The 17214-nt window shown below is 69.6% G+C and carries 18 protein-coding genes and 1 pseudogene; 11 read left to right on the top strand and 8 right to left on the bottom strand.

The window, feature by feature from the left end; genetic code table 11:
- From purN to ABZU32_RS21315, 4 genes are all read left to right on the top strand, one after another.
- Complete coding sequence (gene purN, locus ABZU32_RS21330; RefSeq protein ID WP_354924619.1) at nucleotides 1-681, top strand: phosphoribosylglycinamide formyltransferase; 681 nt, start codon at nucleotides 1-3, stop codon at nucleotides 679-681.
- On the top strand, nucleotides 678-2225 hold the full coding sequence (purH, locus tag ABZU32_RS21325; protein ID WP_354924491.1) for a bifunctional phosphoribosylaminoimidazolecarboxamide formyltransferase/IMP cyclohydrolase: 1548 nt from the start codon (nucleotides 678-680) through the stop codon (nucleotides 2223-2225). Before purN ends, purH begins: the two co-directional genes overlap by 4 nt.
- Before the next feature lie 412 nt (nucleotides 2226-2637).
- The gene (locus ABZU32_RS21320; RefSeq protein WP_354924489.1) at nucleotides 2638-3372 is read left to right on the top strand and encodes a DUF899 domain-containing protein; all 735 of its coding nucleotides are present in this window, start codon (nucleotides 2638-2640) and stop codon (nucleotides 3370-3372) included.
- 210 nt (nucleotides 3373-3582) lie between these two features.
- Nucleotides 3583-4434 carry a bifunctional methylenetetrahydrofolate dehydrogenase/methenyltetrahydrofolate cyclohydrolase gene (locus ABZU32_RS21315; RefSeq protein WP_354924487.1) on the top strand — a complete coding sequence of 284 codons (852 nt, stop codon included), beginning with the start codon at nucleotides 3583-3585 and terminating at the stop codon, nucleotides 4432-4434.
- 9 nt (nucleotides 4435-4443) lie between these two features.
- On the opposite strand, the gene ABZU32_RS21310 is transcribed toward ABZU32_RS21315, so the two are convergent.
- Nucleotides 4444-5892 (bottom strand): mycothione reductase, encoded by a 1449-nt coding sequence (locus ABZU32_RS21310; RefSeq protein ID WP_354924485.1) that lies wholly within the window; start codon nucleotides 5890-5892, stop codon nucleotides 4444-4446.
- Nucleotides 5893-6276: 384 nt separating this feature from the next.
- On the opposite strand from ABZU32_RS21310, the gene ABZU32_RS21305 reads away from it, so the two are divergent.
- Nucleotides 6277-6624: a hypothetical protein gene (locus ABZU32_RS21305; protein ID WP_354924483.1), complete on the top strand. Its 348-nt coding sequence runs from the start codon at nucleotides 6277-6279 to the stop codon at nucleotides 6622-6624.
- Nucleotides 6625-6631: 7 nt separating this feature from the next.
- On the opposite strand, the gene ABZU32_RS21300 is transcribed toward ABZU32_RS21305, so the two are convergent.
- Together ABZU32_RS21300 and ABZU32_RS21295 are read right to left on the bottom strand one after the other, a co-directional pair.
- Nucleotides 6632-7405 carry a transposase family protein gene (locus ABZU32_RS21300; RefSeq protein ID WP_354924617.1) on the bottom strand — a complete coding sequence of 258 codons (774 nt, stop codon included), beginning with the start codon at nucleotides 7403-7405 and terminating at the stop codon, nucleotides 6632-6634.
- A gap of 275 nt (nucleotides 7406-7680) precedes the next feature.
- Nucleotides 7681-8226, bottom strand: a complete 546-nt coding sequence (locus ABZU32_RS21295) for a TetR family transcriptional regulator (protein WP_354924481.1) — start codon at nucleotides 8224-8226, stop codon at nucleotides 7681-7683.
- An 84-nt stretch (nucleotides 8227-8310) separates the two neighbouring features.
- Between ABZU32_RS21295 and ABZU32_RS21290 the strand changes: the two genes are divergently transcribed.
- The 4 genes from ABZU32_RS21290 (at nucleotide 8311) to ABZU32_RS21275 (ending at nucleotide 13314) form a co-directional block, all read left to right on the top strand.
- Nucleotides 8311-9234 carry an oxidoreductase gene (locus ABZU32_RS21290; protein WP_354924479.1) on the top strand — a complete coding sequence of 308 codons (924 nt, stop codon included), beginning with the start codon at nucleotides 8311-8313 and terminating at the stop codon, nucleotides 9232-9234.
- 178 nt (nucleotides 9235-9412) lie between these two features.
- Nucleotides 9413-10867, top strand: coding sequence for an aldehyde dehydrogenase (locus tag ABZU32_RS21285; protein WP_354924477.1), 1455 nt, complete (start codon nucleotides 9413-9415; stop codon nucleotides 10865-10867).
- 365 nt (nucleotides 10868-11232) lie between these two features.
- The gene (locus tag ABZU32_RS21280) at nucleotides 11233-12645 is read left to right on the top strand and encodes an MFS transporter (protein ID WP_354924475.1); all 1413 of its coding nucleotides are present in this window, start codon (nucleotides 11233-11235) and stop codon (nucleotides 12643-12645) included.
- 243 nt (nucleotides 12646-12888) lie between these two features.
- Complete coding sequence (locus tag ABZU32_RS21275; protein ID WP_354924473.1) at nucleotides 12889-13314, top strand: IS3 family transposase; 426 nt, start codon at nucleotides 12889-12891, stop codon at nucleotides 13312-13314.
- A 194-nt stretch (nucleotides 13315-13508) separates the two neighbouring features.
- On the opposite strand, the gene ABZU32_RS21270 is transcribed toward ABZU32_RS21275, so the two are convergent.
- The gene (locus ABZU32_RS21270; protein WP_354924471.1) at nucleotides 13509-14885 is read right to left on the bottom strand and encodes an IS30 family transposase; all 1377 of its coding nucleotides are present in this window, start codon (nucleotides 14883-14885) and stop codon (nucleotides 13509-13511) included.
- A 64-nt stretch (nucleotides 14886-14949) separates the two neighbouring features.
- On the opposite strand from ABZU32_RS21270, the pseudogene ABZU32_RS21265 reads away from it, so the two are divergent.
- Nucleotides 14950-15261 (top strand): annotated as a pseudogene (locus ABZU32_RS21265) (integrase core domain-containing protein); the annotation flags it as partial.
- On the opposite strand, the gene ABZU32_RS21260 reads toward ABZU32_RS21265, so the two are convergent.
- Nucleotides 15251-15586, bottom strand: a complete 336-nt coding sequence (locus ABZU32_RS21260; protein WP_354924469.1) for a hypothetical protein — start codon at nucleotides 15584-15586, stop codon at nucleotides 15251-15253. The pseudogene ABZU32_RS21265 and the gene ABZU32_RS21260 sit on opposite strands and share 11 nt — an antisense overlap.
- Nucleotides 15587-15645: 59 nt before the next feature.
- Between ABZU32_RS21260 and ABZU32_RS21255 the strand changes: the two genes are divergently transcribed.
- Nucleotides 15646-15852, top strand: coding sequence for a hypothetical protein (locus ABZU32_RS21255; RefSeq protein WP_354924467.1), 207 nt, complete (start codon nucleotides 15646-15648; stop codon nucleotides 15850-15852).
- A 28-nt stretch (nucleotides 15853-15880) separates the two neighbouring features.
- On the opposite strand, the gene ABZU32_RS21250 is transcribed toward ABZU32_RS21255, so the two are convergent.
- The 3 genes from ABZU32_RS21250 to ABZU32_RS21240 form a co-directional block, all read right to left on the bottom strand.
- Complete coding sequence (locus ABZU32_RS21250) at nucleotides 15881-16048, bottom strand: hypothetical protein (RefSeq protein WP_354924465.1); 168 nt, start codon at nucleotides 16046-16048, stop codon at nucleotides 15881-15883.
- A gap of 62 nt (nucleotides 16049-16110) precedes the next feature.
- Nucleotides 16111-16743, bottom strand: coding sequence for a BREX system ATP-binding domain-containing protein (locus ABZU32_RS21245; protein ID WP_354924615.1), 633 nt, complete (start codon nucleotides 16741-16743; stop codon nucleotides 16111-16113).
- A partial coding sequence (locus tag ABZU32_RS21240) for a hypothetical protein (protein ID WP_354924463.1) occupies nucleotides 16740-17214 on the bottom strand: 475 nt, incomplete at its 5' end. The genes ABZU32_RS21245 and ABZU32_RS21240, both read right to left, overlap by 4 nt.

The raw sequence follows: 17214 nt of genomic DNA, 5'->3' as shown, positions 1-17214 counted from the left end.
CTGTCGGCTCGGCTCGTGGTCCTCGTCTCCGGTTCCGGGACCAACCTACAGGCCCTCATGGACGCCGCCGCTGATGACGCATATGGAGCCCGTATCGTCGCGGTCGGCGCCGACCGCGACGACATCGAGGGGCTCGCCCGCGCCCGGCGCGCCGGCCTGCCCACCTTCGTCGTCAAGCTGGCCGATCATTCGGCCCGTTCGGCCTGGGACCAGGCTCTGCGCGCGGCGATCGCCGCCCACGAGCCCGACCTCGTGGTCTCCGCGGGATTCATGAAGATCCTCGGCCCGGAGGTCCTCGGCGCGTTCCCGGTGGTCAACACCCATCCCGCCCTGCTGCCGTCCTTTCCCGGCGCGCACGCCGTGCCCGACGCCCTCGCCTACGGCGTGCGGGTGACCGGCTGCACCGTCCATCTCGTCGACGCCGGCGTGGACACCGGCCCGGTGATCGCCCAGGAGGCGGTGCCCGTCCTCGACGGCGACGACGAGGACGCGCTCCACGAGCGCATCAAGACCGTGGAGCGCCGCCTGCTCGTCGAGGTCGTGGGCCGCATGGCCCGGGAGGGCTGGACGGTCGCCGGCCGCCACGTCCGCCTGGGCGAGCGGGACCATCTGAGCCAGTCGCAATCTCCGGGCGGTCCGGGTGGTCCGGCCCGTCTGGACACAGGGAGGAGCACGAAGTGACCCGCATCGCCATCCGGCGCGCGCTGATCACGGTTTACGACAAGACCGGGCTGGAGGAGCTCGCCCGAGCCTTGGACGCCGCCGGCGTCGAGATCGTGTCCACGGGGGGCACGGCTTCCAAGATCGCCTCGTTCGGCGTGCCGGTGACTCCGGTGGAGTCGCTGACCGGCTTCCCCGAGTGCCTGGGCGGCCGGGTGAAGACCCTGCACCCGCGCGTGCACGCCGGCCTGCTGGCCGACGGCTCCAACCCCTCCCACGTCAAGCAGCTCGAAGAGCTGGAGATCGAGCCCTTCCAGCTCGTCGTGGTCAACCTGTACCCCTTCCAGCAGACGGTGGCCTCGGGCGCCTCGCCGGAGGAGTGCGTGGAGCAGATCGACATCGGCGGGCCGGCCATGATCCGCGCGGCGGCGAAGAACCACGGCACGGTCGCCGTGGTGACCGACCCGGCCCGCTACGACGACGTGCGCAGGGCCGTGGAGGAGGGCGGCTTCGCCGAGCCCGAGCGCCGTCGCCTCGCCGCCGTCGCCTACGCCCACACCGCCGCGTACGACACGATGGTGGCCTCGTGGTTCGCCAGTGTCTACGCCCCCGAGGAGGACACCGCCTGGCCGTCCTTCATGGGCGCGGCCTGGAAGCGCCGGGCCGTGCTGAGGTACGGCGAGAACCCCCACCAGGGGGCCGCGCTCTACTCCGGCGGTCAGGACGGCCTGGCCAACGCCGAGCAGTTGCACGGCAAGGAGATGTCCTACAACAACTACGTCGACGCCGACGCGGCCTGGCGTGCCGCATGGGACTTCGCCGAGCCGGCCGTGGCGATCATCAAGCACGCCAACCCGTGCGGCCTGGCCGTCGGCGCGGACGTGGCCGAGGCGCACCGCAAGGCGCACGCCTGCGACCCGGTGTCGGCGTACGGCGGGGTGATCGCGGTGAACGGCGAGGTGACCGAGGAGCTCGCCGAGCAGATCGCGCCGATCTTCACCGAGGTCGTCGTGGCGCCGTCGTTCACCGGCGAGGCCCTGGCCGTGCTGACGAAGAAGAAGAACCTCCGGCTGCTGCGCTGCCCGGCCGGCCCGGCCAACCCGGCCGAGTTCCGCCGCATCGACGGCGGCCTGCTCGTCCAGAGCGTCGACCGGGTGGACGCCCCTGGTGACGACCCGGCCGGCTGGGAGCTCAAGACCGGGTCGGCGGCCTCGCCCGAGGTCCTCGCCGACCTGGCGTTCGCGTGGAAGGCCTGCCGCTCGGTCAAGTCCAACGCCATCCTGCTCGCCTCCGGCGGCGCCACCGTCGGCGTCGGCATGGGGCAGGTCAACCGGGTCGACTCCGCCCGCCTGGCGGTGTCGCGGGCCGGTGACCGGGCGGAGGGCTCGGTGGCCGCCTCCGACGCCTTCTTCCCCTTCGCCGACGGGCTCCAGGTGCTCATCGACGCCGGAGTGAAGGCCGTCGTCGAGCCCGGAGGGTCCGTCCGCGACGAGGAGGTCGTCGAGGCCGCCGCCAAGGCCGGCATCACGCTCTACTTCACCGGCACGCGCCACTTCTTCCACTGATCGCCACTGGTGGTCACTGCTAGTGCGCTGTCCACGAACGTGCACCGGCTCCGGCGCCGTAGCAGGCGCCGGCATCGCCGTACCACGACCCGCCGACCCGGCGCCGATCACTGCGGTACGTGGCCGGGGGCGGAGAGCCGCGCCCGGTGAACGTATGTGGTCACCGCACTGGTCGCTAGTGGTCACTGGTCGCGCGGCGGCCCGGCGAGCGGGCCGGGCCGCCACCACACCACCACCCCTGACCTCCCCCTATCAGGGCGACCGCCGGGCACGCCCGGTCTACCGTGGACACGGGTCCGGCGGCCCGGCCGCGTGCCGCCCGCCGGGCCCCCGCCCGTACCGTGCCCCCTGCGGGTGGCACGGTCGCGCGGCGGCGCTGGGCAAGGCAGTCGTCGCATCTCAGGGAGGACCGGTGGAGACACCCGCGATCGTGTCGCGCGAGGAGTGGCTGAAGGCTCGCACCGAGCTGCTGGAGAAGGAGAAGGAACTCACCCGGGCCCGGGACGCGCTCAACGCCGAGCGCCGCGCGTTACCCATGGTCGAGGTCGCCAAGCCGTACGTCTTCCGCGGACCGGGCGGCGAGGCCGGCCTGGCCGGCCTGTTCGAGGGGCGGCGCCAGCTCATCGTGTACCACTTCATGTGGGTGCGCGAGGCCGACGAGGGCTGTACGAGCTGCTCGTTCCTGGTGGACCACGTCGGCGACCTGCGTCATCTGAACGACTCCGAGACGACCCTGGCCCTGGTGTCGCGGGCGCCGCTGGACTCCATCGAGCGGTTCCGGCGGCGCATGGGCTGGCAGGTGCCGTGGTACTCCTCCGACGGCGGCGACTTCAACTACGACTTCCACGCCAGCAACGACGAGGCCGTCGCGCCGGTCGAGTACAACTACATGGACAAGGCGACCCTGGAGGCCAAGGGCCTGCACTTCTTCGCCCAGAACGGGCAGGACGGGCACGGCCTCAGCGTCTTCCTGCGCGACGGCGACCGCGTGTTCCACACCTACTCGACCTTCGGCCGGGGCCCCGAGGTGCTGCTGAACACCTACAACTACCTCGACTTCACCTTCCTCGGCCGGCAGAGGCACGTGAGCGAGTTCCCCCACCACGACCGCTACGGCGACGCCGGCGCGGGCGCCTGCTGCCACTGACCCCACCGATCCCCGGCCCCGGGCGCCCGGCGGCCGGGGGCGGCCGTTCTCCCGGCGGCGGTTCGCCGGGGCCGGGCGTGCCATGTCGAGGGGAGCGGCGGGCCGTTCCCCGGCGAGGGAAGGCGGCCTCCCACCTCGCCCGGGCGGCAGGGCGGGGAGCGGCACCCTCGTATCCTCGGGCGGCGGGGCGGCGTGGGAGGATGGCGAGTTGTGAGCGCGCGGATTCTCGACGGCAAGGCCACAGCGGCGAAGATCAAGGCCGACCTGGCGCAGCGGGTGAGCAGGCTCGCCGCGCGGGGCGTCACTCCCGGCCTCGGCACGATCCTGGTCGGCGACGACCCCGGCAGCCAGATCTACGTCGCCGGCAAGCACCGCGACTGCGCCGAGGTCGGCATCGCCTCGATCCGCAAGGACCTCCCCGAGACGGCCTCGCAGGCCGAGGTCGAGGCCGCGATCGACGAGCTGAACGCCGACCCGGCCTGCACCGGGTACATCGTCCAGCTCCCGCTGCCCCGCCACCTCGACACCCAGGCGCTGATCGAGCGCATGGACCCGGGCAAGGACGCCGACGGCCTGCACCCGGTCAACCTCGGCCGGCTCGTCCACATGGTGGACGCGCCGCTGCCCTGCACGCCGCGCGGCATCGTGGTGCTGCTGCAGGAGTACGGGGTGCCGATCAAGGGCGCCGACGTCACCGTCATCGGCCGCGGCATCACCGTGGGCCGCCCGCTCGGCCTGCTGCTGACCCGCCGCACCGAGAACGCCACCGTGACCCTGTGCCACACCGGCACCCAGAATCTCCCGGCGCGGGTGCGCGAGGCCGACATCGTCGTGGCCGCCGCGGGCGTGCCCGGCCTGATCACCGGTGACATGGTCAAGCCCGGCGCGGCCGTGCTCGACGTCGGCGTCTCCCGGGTGGACGGCAAGCTCGCGGGCGACGTCGCGGCGGACGTCCGCGAGGTCGCCGGGTTCGTCGCGCCCAACCCGGGCGGCGTCGGCCCGATGACCCGCGCGATGCTCCTCACCAACGTCGTAGAGGCCGCCGAACACCAGGCCCGCTGACCCAGCTCGTCACAGGCCGAGGAGGGCCTGTTCGACGACCTCGGTCGGGGCGGGGTGGATGTACAGCACGTCTTGCCCGATGCGGTCCACGGTCTGCCCGAGCGTCATTGCCTGGATCAGCGGCTGGATGAGCGTGGCGGCCTGCGGGCCGATGATGTGCGCGCCGAGGATCGTGCGGTCGGCCGGGTTCGCCAGGATCTTGACGAAGCCGGTGGTGTCCTCCAGCGCCCACCCCCACGCGGTGTCGGAGTAGTCGCGGACGCTGACCAGGTGGGGGATGCCACGGGACCGGGCGTCCTGCTCGGTGAGCCCGATGGAGGCGATCTGCGGGTCGGAGAACACCGCGTGCGGCGCGACCGTGGTGCGCAGGTCGCGCACGTCGTCCGGGTGCAGCATGCTGTGCCGCACGAGCCGCACCTCGGCGTTGGCCATGTGCTTGAGCTGGTAGTGGTTGGCCGCGTCGCCGATCGCCCAGACGCCGGGCACCGACGTGCGGCACGCGGCGTCGATGCGGATGTGGCCGTGCTCGTCGACGTCGAGGCCACCGGCGGCGCAGTCGAGCCGGTCGGTGTTGGGCCGCCGGCCGACGGCCACCAGCAACATCGCGGCGCGGACGACCTGCTCGCCGTCGGGCCCGGCCACGCGGACCTCGACACCGTCGCCGTGCCGCGCCACCGAGGTGGCGTGGGAGTTCAGCAGGACGCGGTGCCGCTGCGCGGCGAGCTCGGTGAACCGCGCCGACACCTGCTCGTCCTCCGCCGTCAGCAGCCGCGGACCGCGCTGCACGATCGTGATCTCAGAACCGAGGGCGCCGAAGATGTGGCCGAACTCGGCGGCGATGAACCCGCCGCCGACGATGACCAGCGAGGCCGGCATCTCGTCGATGCGCATGATCGTGTCCGAGGTGTGGTACGGAACGCCGTCGAGCCCGGCGATGTCCGGGATGACCGGCCGGGACCCGACCGCGATCAAGATCGTGTCCGCGCTGATCCGCTCGGAGCCGACCTGGAGGACCTTCGGCGCGACGAACCGGGCCTCCTCGGCGTACACGTCGACGCCGTGCCGGCGGCGGTACCGCTGCGCGCTGTCGTGCAGCGGATCGATCCTGTCGAACACCCGCTCGCGGATGGCCTTCCAGTCGACCTTCTCGACCGTGGCCGTGACGCCGAGCCGCGCCGCCGCGCGGGCGCCGGTCGCCGCGTCGGCGGCGGCGACCAGCATCTTGGTCGGGATGCATCCGCGGTTGAGGCAGGTGCCGCCGAACCGGTCGGGCTCGACGACGGCGGTGCGCAGGTGCGCGAGGTCGTCGTTCAGCAGCATGTTGCCGCTGCCCGCCCCCAGGACCACCAGGTCGTAGTGCCGCACGTCCGTCTCCATTCCGCCGGATGCCGCCGCACGGTTCGCCAGTTCTTCACCATCGGCGGACCCGTTGACGACGCCGTTCGCTGTCGTGATCATGCCGTTCCGGGGATCGCGGGACCGGCTCCGTCGCGGCAGCCGAGGCCCGGTAACCCGCTTACGACTATGGGTCATACTCCGCCCGCGCGCACAGCCAGGCCCCCGGATTCACACCGACTGCGCCAGGTCGCGACGGCCATCCGATGAGCTCGATCCACAAGAGCCGCCGACCGTTCGTGCGGCGGGACGACCCGCACCTCGTCGTCGGCGAAGGTGCCGAGCAGCGCTCCAGCGCCCGTCCCCGGACGCCGCCCCCGCAGCGATATTTTATTACCCTCCTGGCGCCGGTCATCTGGTCCGGTCGGCCGGTGAGCGTGAAGCGGGACGGCTCCGTCAGCACGGCGGTCTCCAAGTGCGGCTGGCGTATCAGATGAGGAGGCGACGTTGCCGAACGAGCTGATCGACCTTTATCTGAGGACCCTCAAGACGGATCTGCCCGATGACATCTGCTGGATCGTGGTCCAGCCGCTTTCGGGTGCGCTGACCGTGAAAGATGCCGTGACCCGGATCGGCGGCAGACTTGAGCGCTGTCGTGACATGACTCCGGTGGACGCGTATCTGCTGTCTCCTGGAGATGCGCTCTCCTTTGAACGGACGGAGACAGGAGTCGCCGTCCTGCAGGTCGCTGGGTTCCTGGGCATGATTCCAGCGGTGATCGAGCCATTGAGCCGCGGTGCCCGGGCATGGGTGGCGCACTGGGATGTCAATGCCGAATTCACCATGCTTCACTGACGTGATCTCAGCGAATAGCCGATAGATAACTGTGCTCGAAATGGGTGAGGACAAGCGCCGCGCGAGCGATGGCGCCGATTCGGCTGGGACTGACCGTGATGTGCTGGAGGGTCCGCCAGCGGCCCTTGAGCAGGGCGAACCCGCGCTCGCCGATACAGCGCAAGGCGCGTAGAAGCCGGTTGTAGGTGCGGTTGTCCGGGCTGAGGATCTGGTTTCCTTCGGGCTGTCTGATCGGCGTGTGAATGCCGATTCCGGCGCCGTCGTAGCCGCTGTCGGCGAGGGTGGGCAGGCCGCGTGCGACTGCGGCGTACAACGCGCCCAGAACCTGTGCGCGGGCAGCGGTGAGATCGTGGACGGAGCCGGGTTCGACCTCGGCGATCCACAACGGCAGCCCACCGGGTGCCGACAGTGCTTGGAGGTTGCCGGCGTGCTGGTGGGCCTTTCCGGAGTACCAGGTGTCGATGGGTTCGCCCTTGACGCTGGTGGTCTGTTCGGCGCAGCGGTCGATGGGGATCAGCGTGCCGTCCAGGATCACATACGCCAGTCCCTCGGTGTGGGCGCGGTCGAGAGCTTCGTGTAGATCTGGCGCTTGAGCTGCGAGAACGTCGATCCCTTCGTGGAGGTAGCGGTAGGCAGTGGCTCGGGAGACGCGATGGTCGCGGCCGAGTTTGGGGATGTCGTGCTCGCCTCGGAACCAGCGCAGCACCAGGACCGCCTGCCGAAACGGGCTCAGGGCTCGGCTGCCGGTGGGGGTGCCGCGCAGCCGGCGTTCGTCGCGCAGGAGCCGGGCGAGGTGGTGAACGAGTGCGCGGGAGACATCGAGCGTGGCGTGATCCGAGCGCGCGCCATGGTGTCCTCGATTCTTCAGCAGGTGAGTCTGTGAAAGGGGATTGGTGGGGTGCGCACGCCTTGCGCGCGATGGGGTTGGGGGGCTTGGCCGGCCCGCCGGAGTGGCGGGATCAGCGCACCAGGGGTGGCTGCATGCGTGCGGGTTGATGCTGGACGGCGACGGCGCGGAAGAAGGCTAGGGCACCGGCGACTGGCTCACCCGCAGGGTCAGGTCACGCCGAGGCCGCGCAGGAAGGCGTCCGCGACGAGGTCGGCCGCCTGCGGGGGATCCACTGCGGGGAACCGGTGGGCGATGCTGTCGACGAGTGCGTCGAGGACCGCACGTGCCCAGGCCGCATCGATATCGGCGCGCAGGTAGCCCTCATCGCAAGCGCGCTGGATGAAGGTGCTCAGGCGCGCACTCTGCGCTTCACGGCGAGCGCTGGCTTCGGGGTCCTTCTGCATCATGCGGCGCGTGTCGGCAGGCCACTCGCGGCTGACCGGGATGATCCCCTCCAGATAGCGGTGGAGAGCGACCGGCACCGGGGCCTCGGTCAGCCGCGCCTCGTCCAACACCCGCTCGGCCAAGTCGAGTTTGGCCTGGAAGACGGCGCGCAGCAGCGCCTCCCGATTCGCGAAGCGGCGATGAACGGTGGTGCGGTCGACACCCGCCGCAGCGGCAATGGCCGCCATCGACGTGCTCGGATCCTCCGCCAGGAGGCGGGCCCCGGTGCGGAGGACGGAGGACAGGTTGCGTGCGGCATCGGCTCTCATGGTCCGGCGATCCTAACCAGCAGTGGTGATTACAGCGCCATCATCCCATAGTGAGATACATCTCATCTATTTATTGCAACATGCATGTTGCAGTTGACGATGAAACGTCTACATTGGGATCGCGCCCTGGAGAGCGGCAAGAGGCAACGAGATGATGAGGAGAACGCCATGTCACGGACTTGGTTGATCACCGGTGGTTCCCAGGGGCTGGGCAGGGCCCTGGTTCTTCAGGCTCTTGAGGACGGTGATCGAGTCGTCGTGACGTCCCGTAGGCCGGAGGCTCTGGCTGATCTGAAGGCGAAGTATCCGGAGCGGCTGGAGACCGTGGCGCTGGATGTCACGTCGCGGTCCGAGGCTCGGGACGTGGTGGCGGCCGCAGTGGAGCGATTCGGCACCGTCGACGTCATTGTGAACAACGCGGGTTACGCCACCAGCGGTTCGATCGAGGACTTCCCGGAGGACGAGTTCCGGGCGCAGGTCGAGGCGAACCTGTTCGGTGTGATCAACGTGACCCGGGCTGCCCTGCCCGTACTGCGTGGCCAGCGGTCCGGGCACATCGTGCAGATCTCGTCCATCGGCGGCCGGGTCGGCGGCACGCCCGGGCTCAGCGCCTACCAGACAGCAAAGTTCGGAGTCGAAGGCTTCTCCGAGGTGCTGGCGAACGAGGTGGCCCCGTTCGGCATCAAGGTGATCATCGTGGAGCCGGGCGGTATCCGCACCGGCTGGGCCGCCGGCGCCGCGAAGCCGTCCGGACCCATCGCTCCTGACTATCAGCAGACGGTCGGCGCATGGCTGGAGCAGTTTGCGGCCTACAGCGGCAACGAGCCCGGCGACCCCGCCCGAATGGCCCGGGCCGTCATCGCCGCCGTGGACGCGCCCGAGCCCCCGCGCCGGCTCCTGCTCGGCAGCGACGCCCTGGAAATCGCTGTCAGCGCGGAAAAGGCTCGCCTGGCCGAGGCCGACACATGGGCCGAAGCGAGCCGCTCCACCGACCACCAGACCGCGTAACGACCCTGCAGCTTCGCGTGCCGTCGGTCGCCCGCCCGACGGCACGCGACCACGGGCCCGGCGACAGCGCGGATACCCGCTCGCTCCGGTGGTCTCCTCCACCCCTGCGGCATCGCCCGGGACGCACTCCCGCCCGGGCCCTGCACCCACCACGTTTCACAGGAAGAAATCGACAGACATGACTGTTCGCGACAAGCTCTACATCGGCGGCTCCTGGGTCACCCCCAGCAACCCGGAGCTGCTCGACATCCTTTCCCCCCACGACCAGTCGGTGCTGGGCCGCGTGGCCCAGGCCGCACCCGCCGACGTGGACGCGGCCGTCGCCGCGGCCCGCGAGGCCTTCGACCACGGCCCCTGGCCGCGCACCACGCCCGAGGAGCGGCAGGAGATCGTCCGGCGCTACGACGCCTTGCGCACCGCCCGCGCCGACGAGGTCGCCGCGGCAATCTCCGTCGAGAACGGCTCGGCCGGCTGGTTCACCAAGGTCGGCCAGCCCTTCCTGACCCGCCAGGTCAACGCTTATCTCAAGGCGGCCGAGGAGTTCGGCTGGGAGGAGGTCATCGAACCCTCCGACCCGTCGGTGGCCTTCGACACCATCGTGCGGCGTGAGGCGATCGGCGTGGTCGCCGCGGTCATCCCGTGGAACTCGCCGTTCTCCGCCGCCACCGCCAAGCTGATCCCGGCCCTGCTGGCCGGCAACACGGTTGTTTTGAAGGTCTCCCCGGAGAACTCCCTCAGCATGATGCTGCTAGCGGACCTGTGGCACGAGGCCGGGCTTCCCGCAGGCGTGCTCAGCATCCTTCCCGCCGACCGCGAGACCAGCGAGTACCTCGTCTCCCACCCGGACGTCGACAAGATTGCCTTCACCGGCTCCACGCGTGCCGGCCGGCGCATCGCCTCCATCGCCGGCGAGCACCTCAAGCGGGTCAGCCTGGAGCTGGGCGGCAAGTCCGCGGCTCTGATCCTGGAGGACGCGGACCTGGACGCCGCCGTACAGGGCCTGCGCTTCGGCTCCCTCGGCAACAACGGCGAGGCCTGCATCCTGCAGACCCGCATCCTGGTTCCCCGCGAGCGTTACGAAGAGGTCGTCGCCGCGCTCAAGGACATGGTCGAATCGCTGAAGGTCGGCGACCCTTCCGCCCCCGACACCTTCATCGGCCCGATGATCCGCCCCGACCAGCAGCAGCGCGTCATCGACTACATCAACATCGGCATAGCGGAGGGCGCCCGCCTGGTCACCGGCGGCCCGCACGTCCCCCAGGGCCTGGAAAAGGGCAACTACGTCACCCCGACCCTCTTCGCCGACGTCGACAACTCCATGCGCATCGCCCAGGAGGAGATCTTCGGCCCAGTCCTGGCCGTCATCGCCTACGACGACGAGGACGACGCCGTCCGTATCGCCAACGACTCCGAATATGGCCTCTCAGGCGGCATCTGGAGCGCCGACCCCGAGCGCGCCCTGGCCGTCGCCCGCAAGCTGCGCACCGGAACCATCACCCTCAACGGCTCGCCCATCAGCTTCGACGGCCCCTTCGGCGGCTACAAGGCCAGCGGCCTCGGCCGCGAGTACGGCAAGGTCGGACTCACCGGCTACATCGAGCACAAGTCCATCACCCGGCTCCGGCAGCCGTAGCCGACCGGAGAGGCGCAGACCTACCGGGCCGGAACCACCCGCAGTGCGGTCGGCAGGCCGGCCCGGCCTGCCGCACCCCCTGCTCGACGCCGGCACGTCCTGAGCATGCACGGGGGCGAGCAACGTGAACCGAACCGAGCCGAGCCGAGCCGGGCCGGGTCGATCCGTCGGTCGCACTGTCACCGGCGACGCCCCGGCGAACCGCCGCCCCGCGCGGCCCGAACCGCTGCGACGCGCCCGGCCCACCTCCTGGCCGTGACCACTCCCCGCAATCGCTGTACCGGCGTGCCACCCGCATGCACGAGACCCGCGACCTGTCCCGCGCCGTCGTCAAGACGCCCCCGTTTCCCCGGAGAGACAACCCCATGCCCAGCAAGTCCACCCGCCTCATCTTCGCAGTCCTCGCGAGCGGGGCGGGCGTGTTCTCCATGCTGCAGTCACTGATCGCGCCGGCTCTGCCGACTATCCAACACGCACTGCACACCTCCCAATCCACCGCCATCTGGGTAATGACGGCCTACCTGCTGTCCGCCTCGGTGTGCACCCCGATCATCGGCCGGGTCGGCGACCTGGCCGGCAAGAAGCGCACCCTCGTCGCAGTCCTGCTGACCGTCCTCGCCGGTTGTCTGCTCGCCGCCCTCGCTCCGAACGTCGGCGTCTTGATCATCGCCCGCATCATTCAGGGCGCCGGAGGCGCGGTGTTCCCACTGTCCTTCGGCATCATCCGCGACCAGTTCGAACCCGGCAGGGTCAGCGGCAGCATCAGCAACCTGTCCGCCGTGATCGCCGCCGGCGGCGGCGTCGGCATAGTCGCTGCCGGTCCCATCGTGGCCGGGCTCGACTACCGCTGGCTGTTCTGGTTTCCCGTCGTCATCGTCGCCGTCACCGCCCTGCTAGCCCTGCGCTATGTCCCCGAGTCGCCCCGACGGGCGAAGGGACGGGTCAGCTGGTCCGGCGCGGTGCTGCTGTCCGGATGGCTGGTCGCGCTGCTCCTGCCGGTCAGCCGCGGCAGCCGGTGGGGCTGGAGCTCCGCTGCTGTGATCGCGCTGTTCGCCGCGGCCGTCGTGCTCTTCGCCCTGTGGCTGTTCGCGGAGTCCCACTCCCGCAGCCCGCTGATCGACCTGCGCATCATGCGCGTGCGGTCCGTGTGGACCACGAACGCCGCCGCCCTGCTGTTCGGCGCAGGCCTGTCTTCGGTCTGGTCGTTCCTGCCCGGCTTCGTACAGACACCCCGCTCCGCCGGCTACGGATTCGGCGCCAGCGTCACCACGTCCGGACTGCTCATGCTGCCCATGCTGATCGCGATGTTCGTCGCCGGTGTGGTCAGCGGACGCCTGGAACCCATGGTCGGCGCCAAACGCTTGCTGATCTCGGGGGCCGTCTCCGCCGCGGTCGCCTGCGCCATCCTCGCCCTGTGGCACACCCAGCAGTGGCAGATCGCCGTCGCGGCGGGCGTTTTCGGCCTCGGCGTCGGTCTCGCCTTCGCATCCATGGCCAACCTCATCGTCGGCGGCGTACCTGCCGAGCAGACCGGCGCCGCGACCGGCATGAACGCCAACCTCCGCTCCATCGGCGGCGCCATCGGAACCGCGATCACCAGCCTCCTGGTCACCAGCCACCTCCAGCCCTCCGGCCTGCCGTACGACTCCAGCTACACCCACAGCTTCTCCGCGCTGATCCTCCTCCTGCTCGGAGCCGCCCTCGCCGCCGCCCTCGCCCCGGCCCGCAAAGCCGTCCGTACGCCCCACCTCCAGCCGACTCCCGCCGCCGCAGAGTAGACAGGGACCACCCAGGGCTGAGCGGCCCCGACATAGGCCGCGTGCGACTCCCGACGGAGGTACTGTGCGTTGGGTGACGGTTTCAGGCAGGCCGTGACGGCCGGTGATCGTGCTCCGTCCTCACAGCCGCGCCCACCAGTACAAGTGCCTCGGCTACCGAACCCCGGCCCAATGCGTTGCCTTGACTCTTTGAATCTGAGTCGCTTTCTTCGCGGCCGAGCTCGACCGGCCACACACGCACTCGTGACCTTCATCGACCAGCACGCCGACGTGTTCGGTGTCGAGCCGATCTGCCGTGTCCTGACCGAACACGGCTGCCCCATCTCCACCAGCACCTACTACGCCGCCAAGAACCGGCCACCGTCACCGCGGGCGGTGCGCGACGCCGAGCTGGACGAACACATCCAGCGCATCCACACCGCCGACTACGGCGTCTACGGCGCCCGCAAGGTCTGGCAGCAACTCCTGCGCCAGAGAGTCCGGGTGGCCCGCTGCACCGTCGAGCGGCGCATGCGTGCGCTCGGCCTGCAAGGCGCCCGGCGGGGCAAAAGGATCCGCACCACGACGCCCGATCCCGGACATGCGCGGGCGGCCGACCTGCAGCGCGACTTCACCGCTCAGCGGCCGAACGCCGCCTGGGTGGCCGGCTTCACCCATGTGACGGCCTGATGCGGGGTGGTCTACGTCGCGTTCGTCGTCGACGTCTACTCCCGGGCGATCGTCGGCTGGGCCGCCTCACTCACCAAGCACAACCACCCTCGTGCTGGACGCCCTGGACATGGCGTTGTGGCGGCGCGAGCGCACCGGTCATCCGGTCGGGCCGGGACTGATTCATCACTCGGATGCGGGCAGTCAACTTGGGCTCAACCGGTCGTCGCAACACTGCTGCTCATCAGCGAGTTTAGGTGCTCGCTGAAGGCTTCGGCCGGTGTCTTCCACCCGAGGGTCTTTCGAGGCCTGGTGTTAAGCGTGGACGCCACGGCTGCCAGCTCTTCGGCACTCCATCGAGACAGGTCGGTGCCTTTGGGGAAGTACTGGCGCAGCAGGCCGTTGGTGTTCTCGTTGGTGCCCCGCTGCCAGGGGCTATGAGGGTCGGCGAAATAGACTCGCGCCCCGGTGTCGATGCGCAGTTGTGCATGCTGGGCGAGTTCTGTTCCCCGGTCCCAGGTCAGTGAGCGGCGCAACTGCTCGGGCAACCCGATGATCTGCTTGGCTATGGAGTCCCGCACGGCTTCGGCACCGCGACCGGCCAGCGCCGGGCCGTTCTTCACACGTTCCTCAGTGCCGTAGCCCTCCATCCGCGGCAGGTGCAGCAGAAGGGTGAACCGGGTCGTGCGCTCCACCAGAGTCCCGATCGCGGAGCGGTCCGTGCCGATGATGAGGTCGCCCTCCCAATGGCCTGGGACGGCGCGGTCCTCCACCTCGGCAGGCCGCTGACTGATCACCACGTCCGGGGTGACATGGCCGCTGGCCTGACGCCGGCTGCGGGCGCGGGGGACACGCAGCGCACGACCGGTGCGCAGGCAGGCGACCAGCTCGCGGTTGAGCGCTCCGCGGCCCTGGATGAACAGGGCCTGGTAGATCGCCTCGTGCGAGATGCGCATGGACTCATCATCGGGGAAGTCCACCTTGAGCCGGTTGGAGATCTGCTCAGGACTCCACGACAGCGCCCACCGGCGGTCTTGACGCCGGGGCTTGTTCCGGCCCTTCCAGGCTGAGGGCCGCGGACCGGTTACCGGATTGCGGTCCGGCCCCTGGAGCCGACCTGCCAGGCGGGCCTGCACGTACTCCCGTAGCTGGCTATTGGCCACCAGTTTCGGCGTCTTGGGGCGCCGCGCCATCAGCTCGGCCTTCCACTGCGCGATCGATGCCCGGTAGTCCAGGCGGCCACCTCGCGTGGCGGCGTTGCGCCGCAGTTCCCGCGAGATGGTCGAGGGCGACCGGCCCAGGCAGCGCGCGATCTCGCGAACCCCCTTGCGCTGAGCCTTGAGCAGGGCGATCTCCTCCCGCTCGGTGAACGACAGGTACCTGCCTGACGGCGGACTGAGTTCGATCAACGGCATGCCGCCACCCTCGCGGAACCACCGAGACCCGACCGGCCCCGACACGCCGCAGGCCAGGGCGGCATCCTCGCTGGTCAGCCCCTCGGCGATCTTCCTCCAGAACGCTCGCTCCACGTCCCGACGGATCGGAGGCCGTCCCGGTGACCGCATCGTCGGCCGCCCGGTGCGGGTCGTCATCCACCCGACTTGTCTGCCCATGCAACACCTCCGGATCAAGGTGTTGCGACGACCGGTTGAATCCGCCCAATACACGTCTTTCCGGTTTACCACTCATCTGCTGGCGGCCGGCATCGACGCCTCCATCGGCACGGTCGGCGACGCGCTCGACAACGCCCTGATGGAATCGCAGATCGGCCTCTACAAGACCGAACTGATCAAGTCCCGAGGCCCCTGGCGCAGCCTGGCCGATGTGGAACTGGCCACCGCTGAATGGGTGGCCTGGTTCAACAGCACCCGCCTGCACTCAGCCATCGGACACCTCCCGCCCGACGAGTTCGAGGCGATCTACTACGCTCAGCACCACTCCAACGAAGCCCTAGCAATCAGCCGCTGAGGTCTCCATCAAAGTCGGGGCGATTCAGGGTCAGGGCCCGGCTGCCGGTGGGCGTGCCGCGCACTCGGCGTTCGGCCCGCAGCAGCCCGGCGGTGTAGTGAACCAGTACGCGGGAGACGTCGAGCGTGGCACGATGAGCAATCACGTGGAGCCTTCCGGCCGGTTGAGCGCTTGTGGTGAGAGCTCTTCTACCGGAGGCTCCACGTGTGTTTCCGGCCTTCGGCGACTCCTCCTGAAAGGACCGGAACGCCATCAGCGGCGTCCAAGAAATCCCGATCGCCCCGAACTGTTTCGCTGAGATCACCTCACTGGGTTGACGGTTCATGTGTCGGCGGGTGGGATCCATACGCGCCGCGTGAGGGTTGGACAACCGGGCTGGGCCCGATGGCCCACCACGCCGAGTTGTTCCTCGGGTATGACATCGATGATGATCGTCAAGATCCGCTGTATCGGGAGGCAGTGGTACTTGCGGTGATAGAGCTTGAGAGCGGAATACGGCTGGATCGAGCACGATTCGACCGGGAGCAGCCGACAATGCTCGTTACCTGGAATGCCAGCGGCGGACTGGATTTTCCGGAATTCGATGACTGAGGGCTCGCCGATCTCCGACCCGTACGACCTAGACGGAGGGTTTCTCGCCGCCCGCCCGCTTCACCGCATCGGCCTGCCGGTTGGTGTCTTCCACGAATCGCTGGAGGTCGGAGGCGTTCCACCCGAAGAAATACTCGATCTCCTGGGGTGAGTTCCGGGTCAGTGAGTCGATCAGGCTCGAGACGATGAGGGTCAACTCTCGATCAGAGAGCTCCCATCGATATGGTGCGTTCTCCCCGGGACCAAGGGTGGCCATTGTCACTCATCCTTGTTTCTGGCGTACCAGGCATCGAACTCTCTCCTGGTCATCTTTCTTCCTGTCGCCTCACCTCCAGTATGTGGCCGGAGGTGGAGAGTCGGGCGCGGCCCGGGTGATGATGGTGCCGCCCGCTTGGCGGAGGCGGCCACGTGCGGCTGCCCGCCGAGCCAGGCCAGGACGCCCTCGGCCGCCGCCGTGTCCCCGGCCGCGACGGCGGCGCGGTAGCCGCGCAGCGAGGCGGCGAACGTCGGCGCGGACCGGCCCACCTCGGCCAACCGCCGTTCCAGCAGCTCGGCGACCGCCGCCTCCAGCGCCTCGGCGTCGTCCTCGGCGACTCCGGCGGTCAGGGAATCCTCTTCGAGGGTGAACATCCAGCCGTCCACGATGGCCCGCAGCGCGCTCGGCGGGGACTCGGCGGTGAACCGGCGGCCAGGGCGGCGGCGAAGCGGTTCAGGCCGACGGCGAGCAGGTCGAGCACTGCCAGCGGCCCCCGGCCGACGACGGCGATCCCCCGGGCCGTACCCCGACCGCCGTCGCCCGACCTCTCGTGCGTCCTGCCGTGCGTTCTCCGGCGGAGTGCTCGCACGCCGGGACGGCGGGCCGCCGTTCTCCGATGAGTGTGTGCGTGTCAGTTGCTCGCGGGAGCGCCGACCACAGCTCGGTAGTCGCTGAGCGCGGGAAGCTTTCCGCGCTTGTAGGTCGGCACGGTGTCGAGCACCATGTTGGCCGTGTGCAAGATCATGTGTGAGCGGTACGCGGGGTCGAGTTCCGAGATGACTTGGGTGGCAAGGTGAAGGGCTTCGTTGTGGCCGCCCTGCTTGCCGATGCTGATCGCTTCATGCAGGCGGATGTTGGTTCCGTTCTGGTATGCGGGTGACGCGGAGAGGATCCGATCACGGGCTTCTCGTCCGGCTTCGGATTCGCCGCCGTGGGACAGCACCCAGGATTTTGTGAATGAGACCGCCGATGATGCCCAGCCGTAGTTCTCGCCCGAAACGTCACGGCCGGCTAGTGCGGTGTCCACATACGTTCGCCGGGGTGCGACACGCCGTACGGGTTGCGAGCGTTTGATCGCGTTTGCCTCCACTGTCGGTACCAGGAAT

Source organism: Sphaerisporangium sp. NPDC005288, assembly GCF_040607475.1.
In the GTDB taxonomy this organism is placed as follows: domain Bacteria; phylum Actinomycetota; class Actinomycetes; order Streptosporangiales; family Streptosporangiaceae; genus Sphaerisporangium; species Sphaerisporangium rhizosphaerae.
This window is presented reverse-complemented; position numbering and strand designations above follow the sequence as displayed.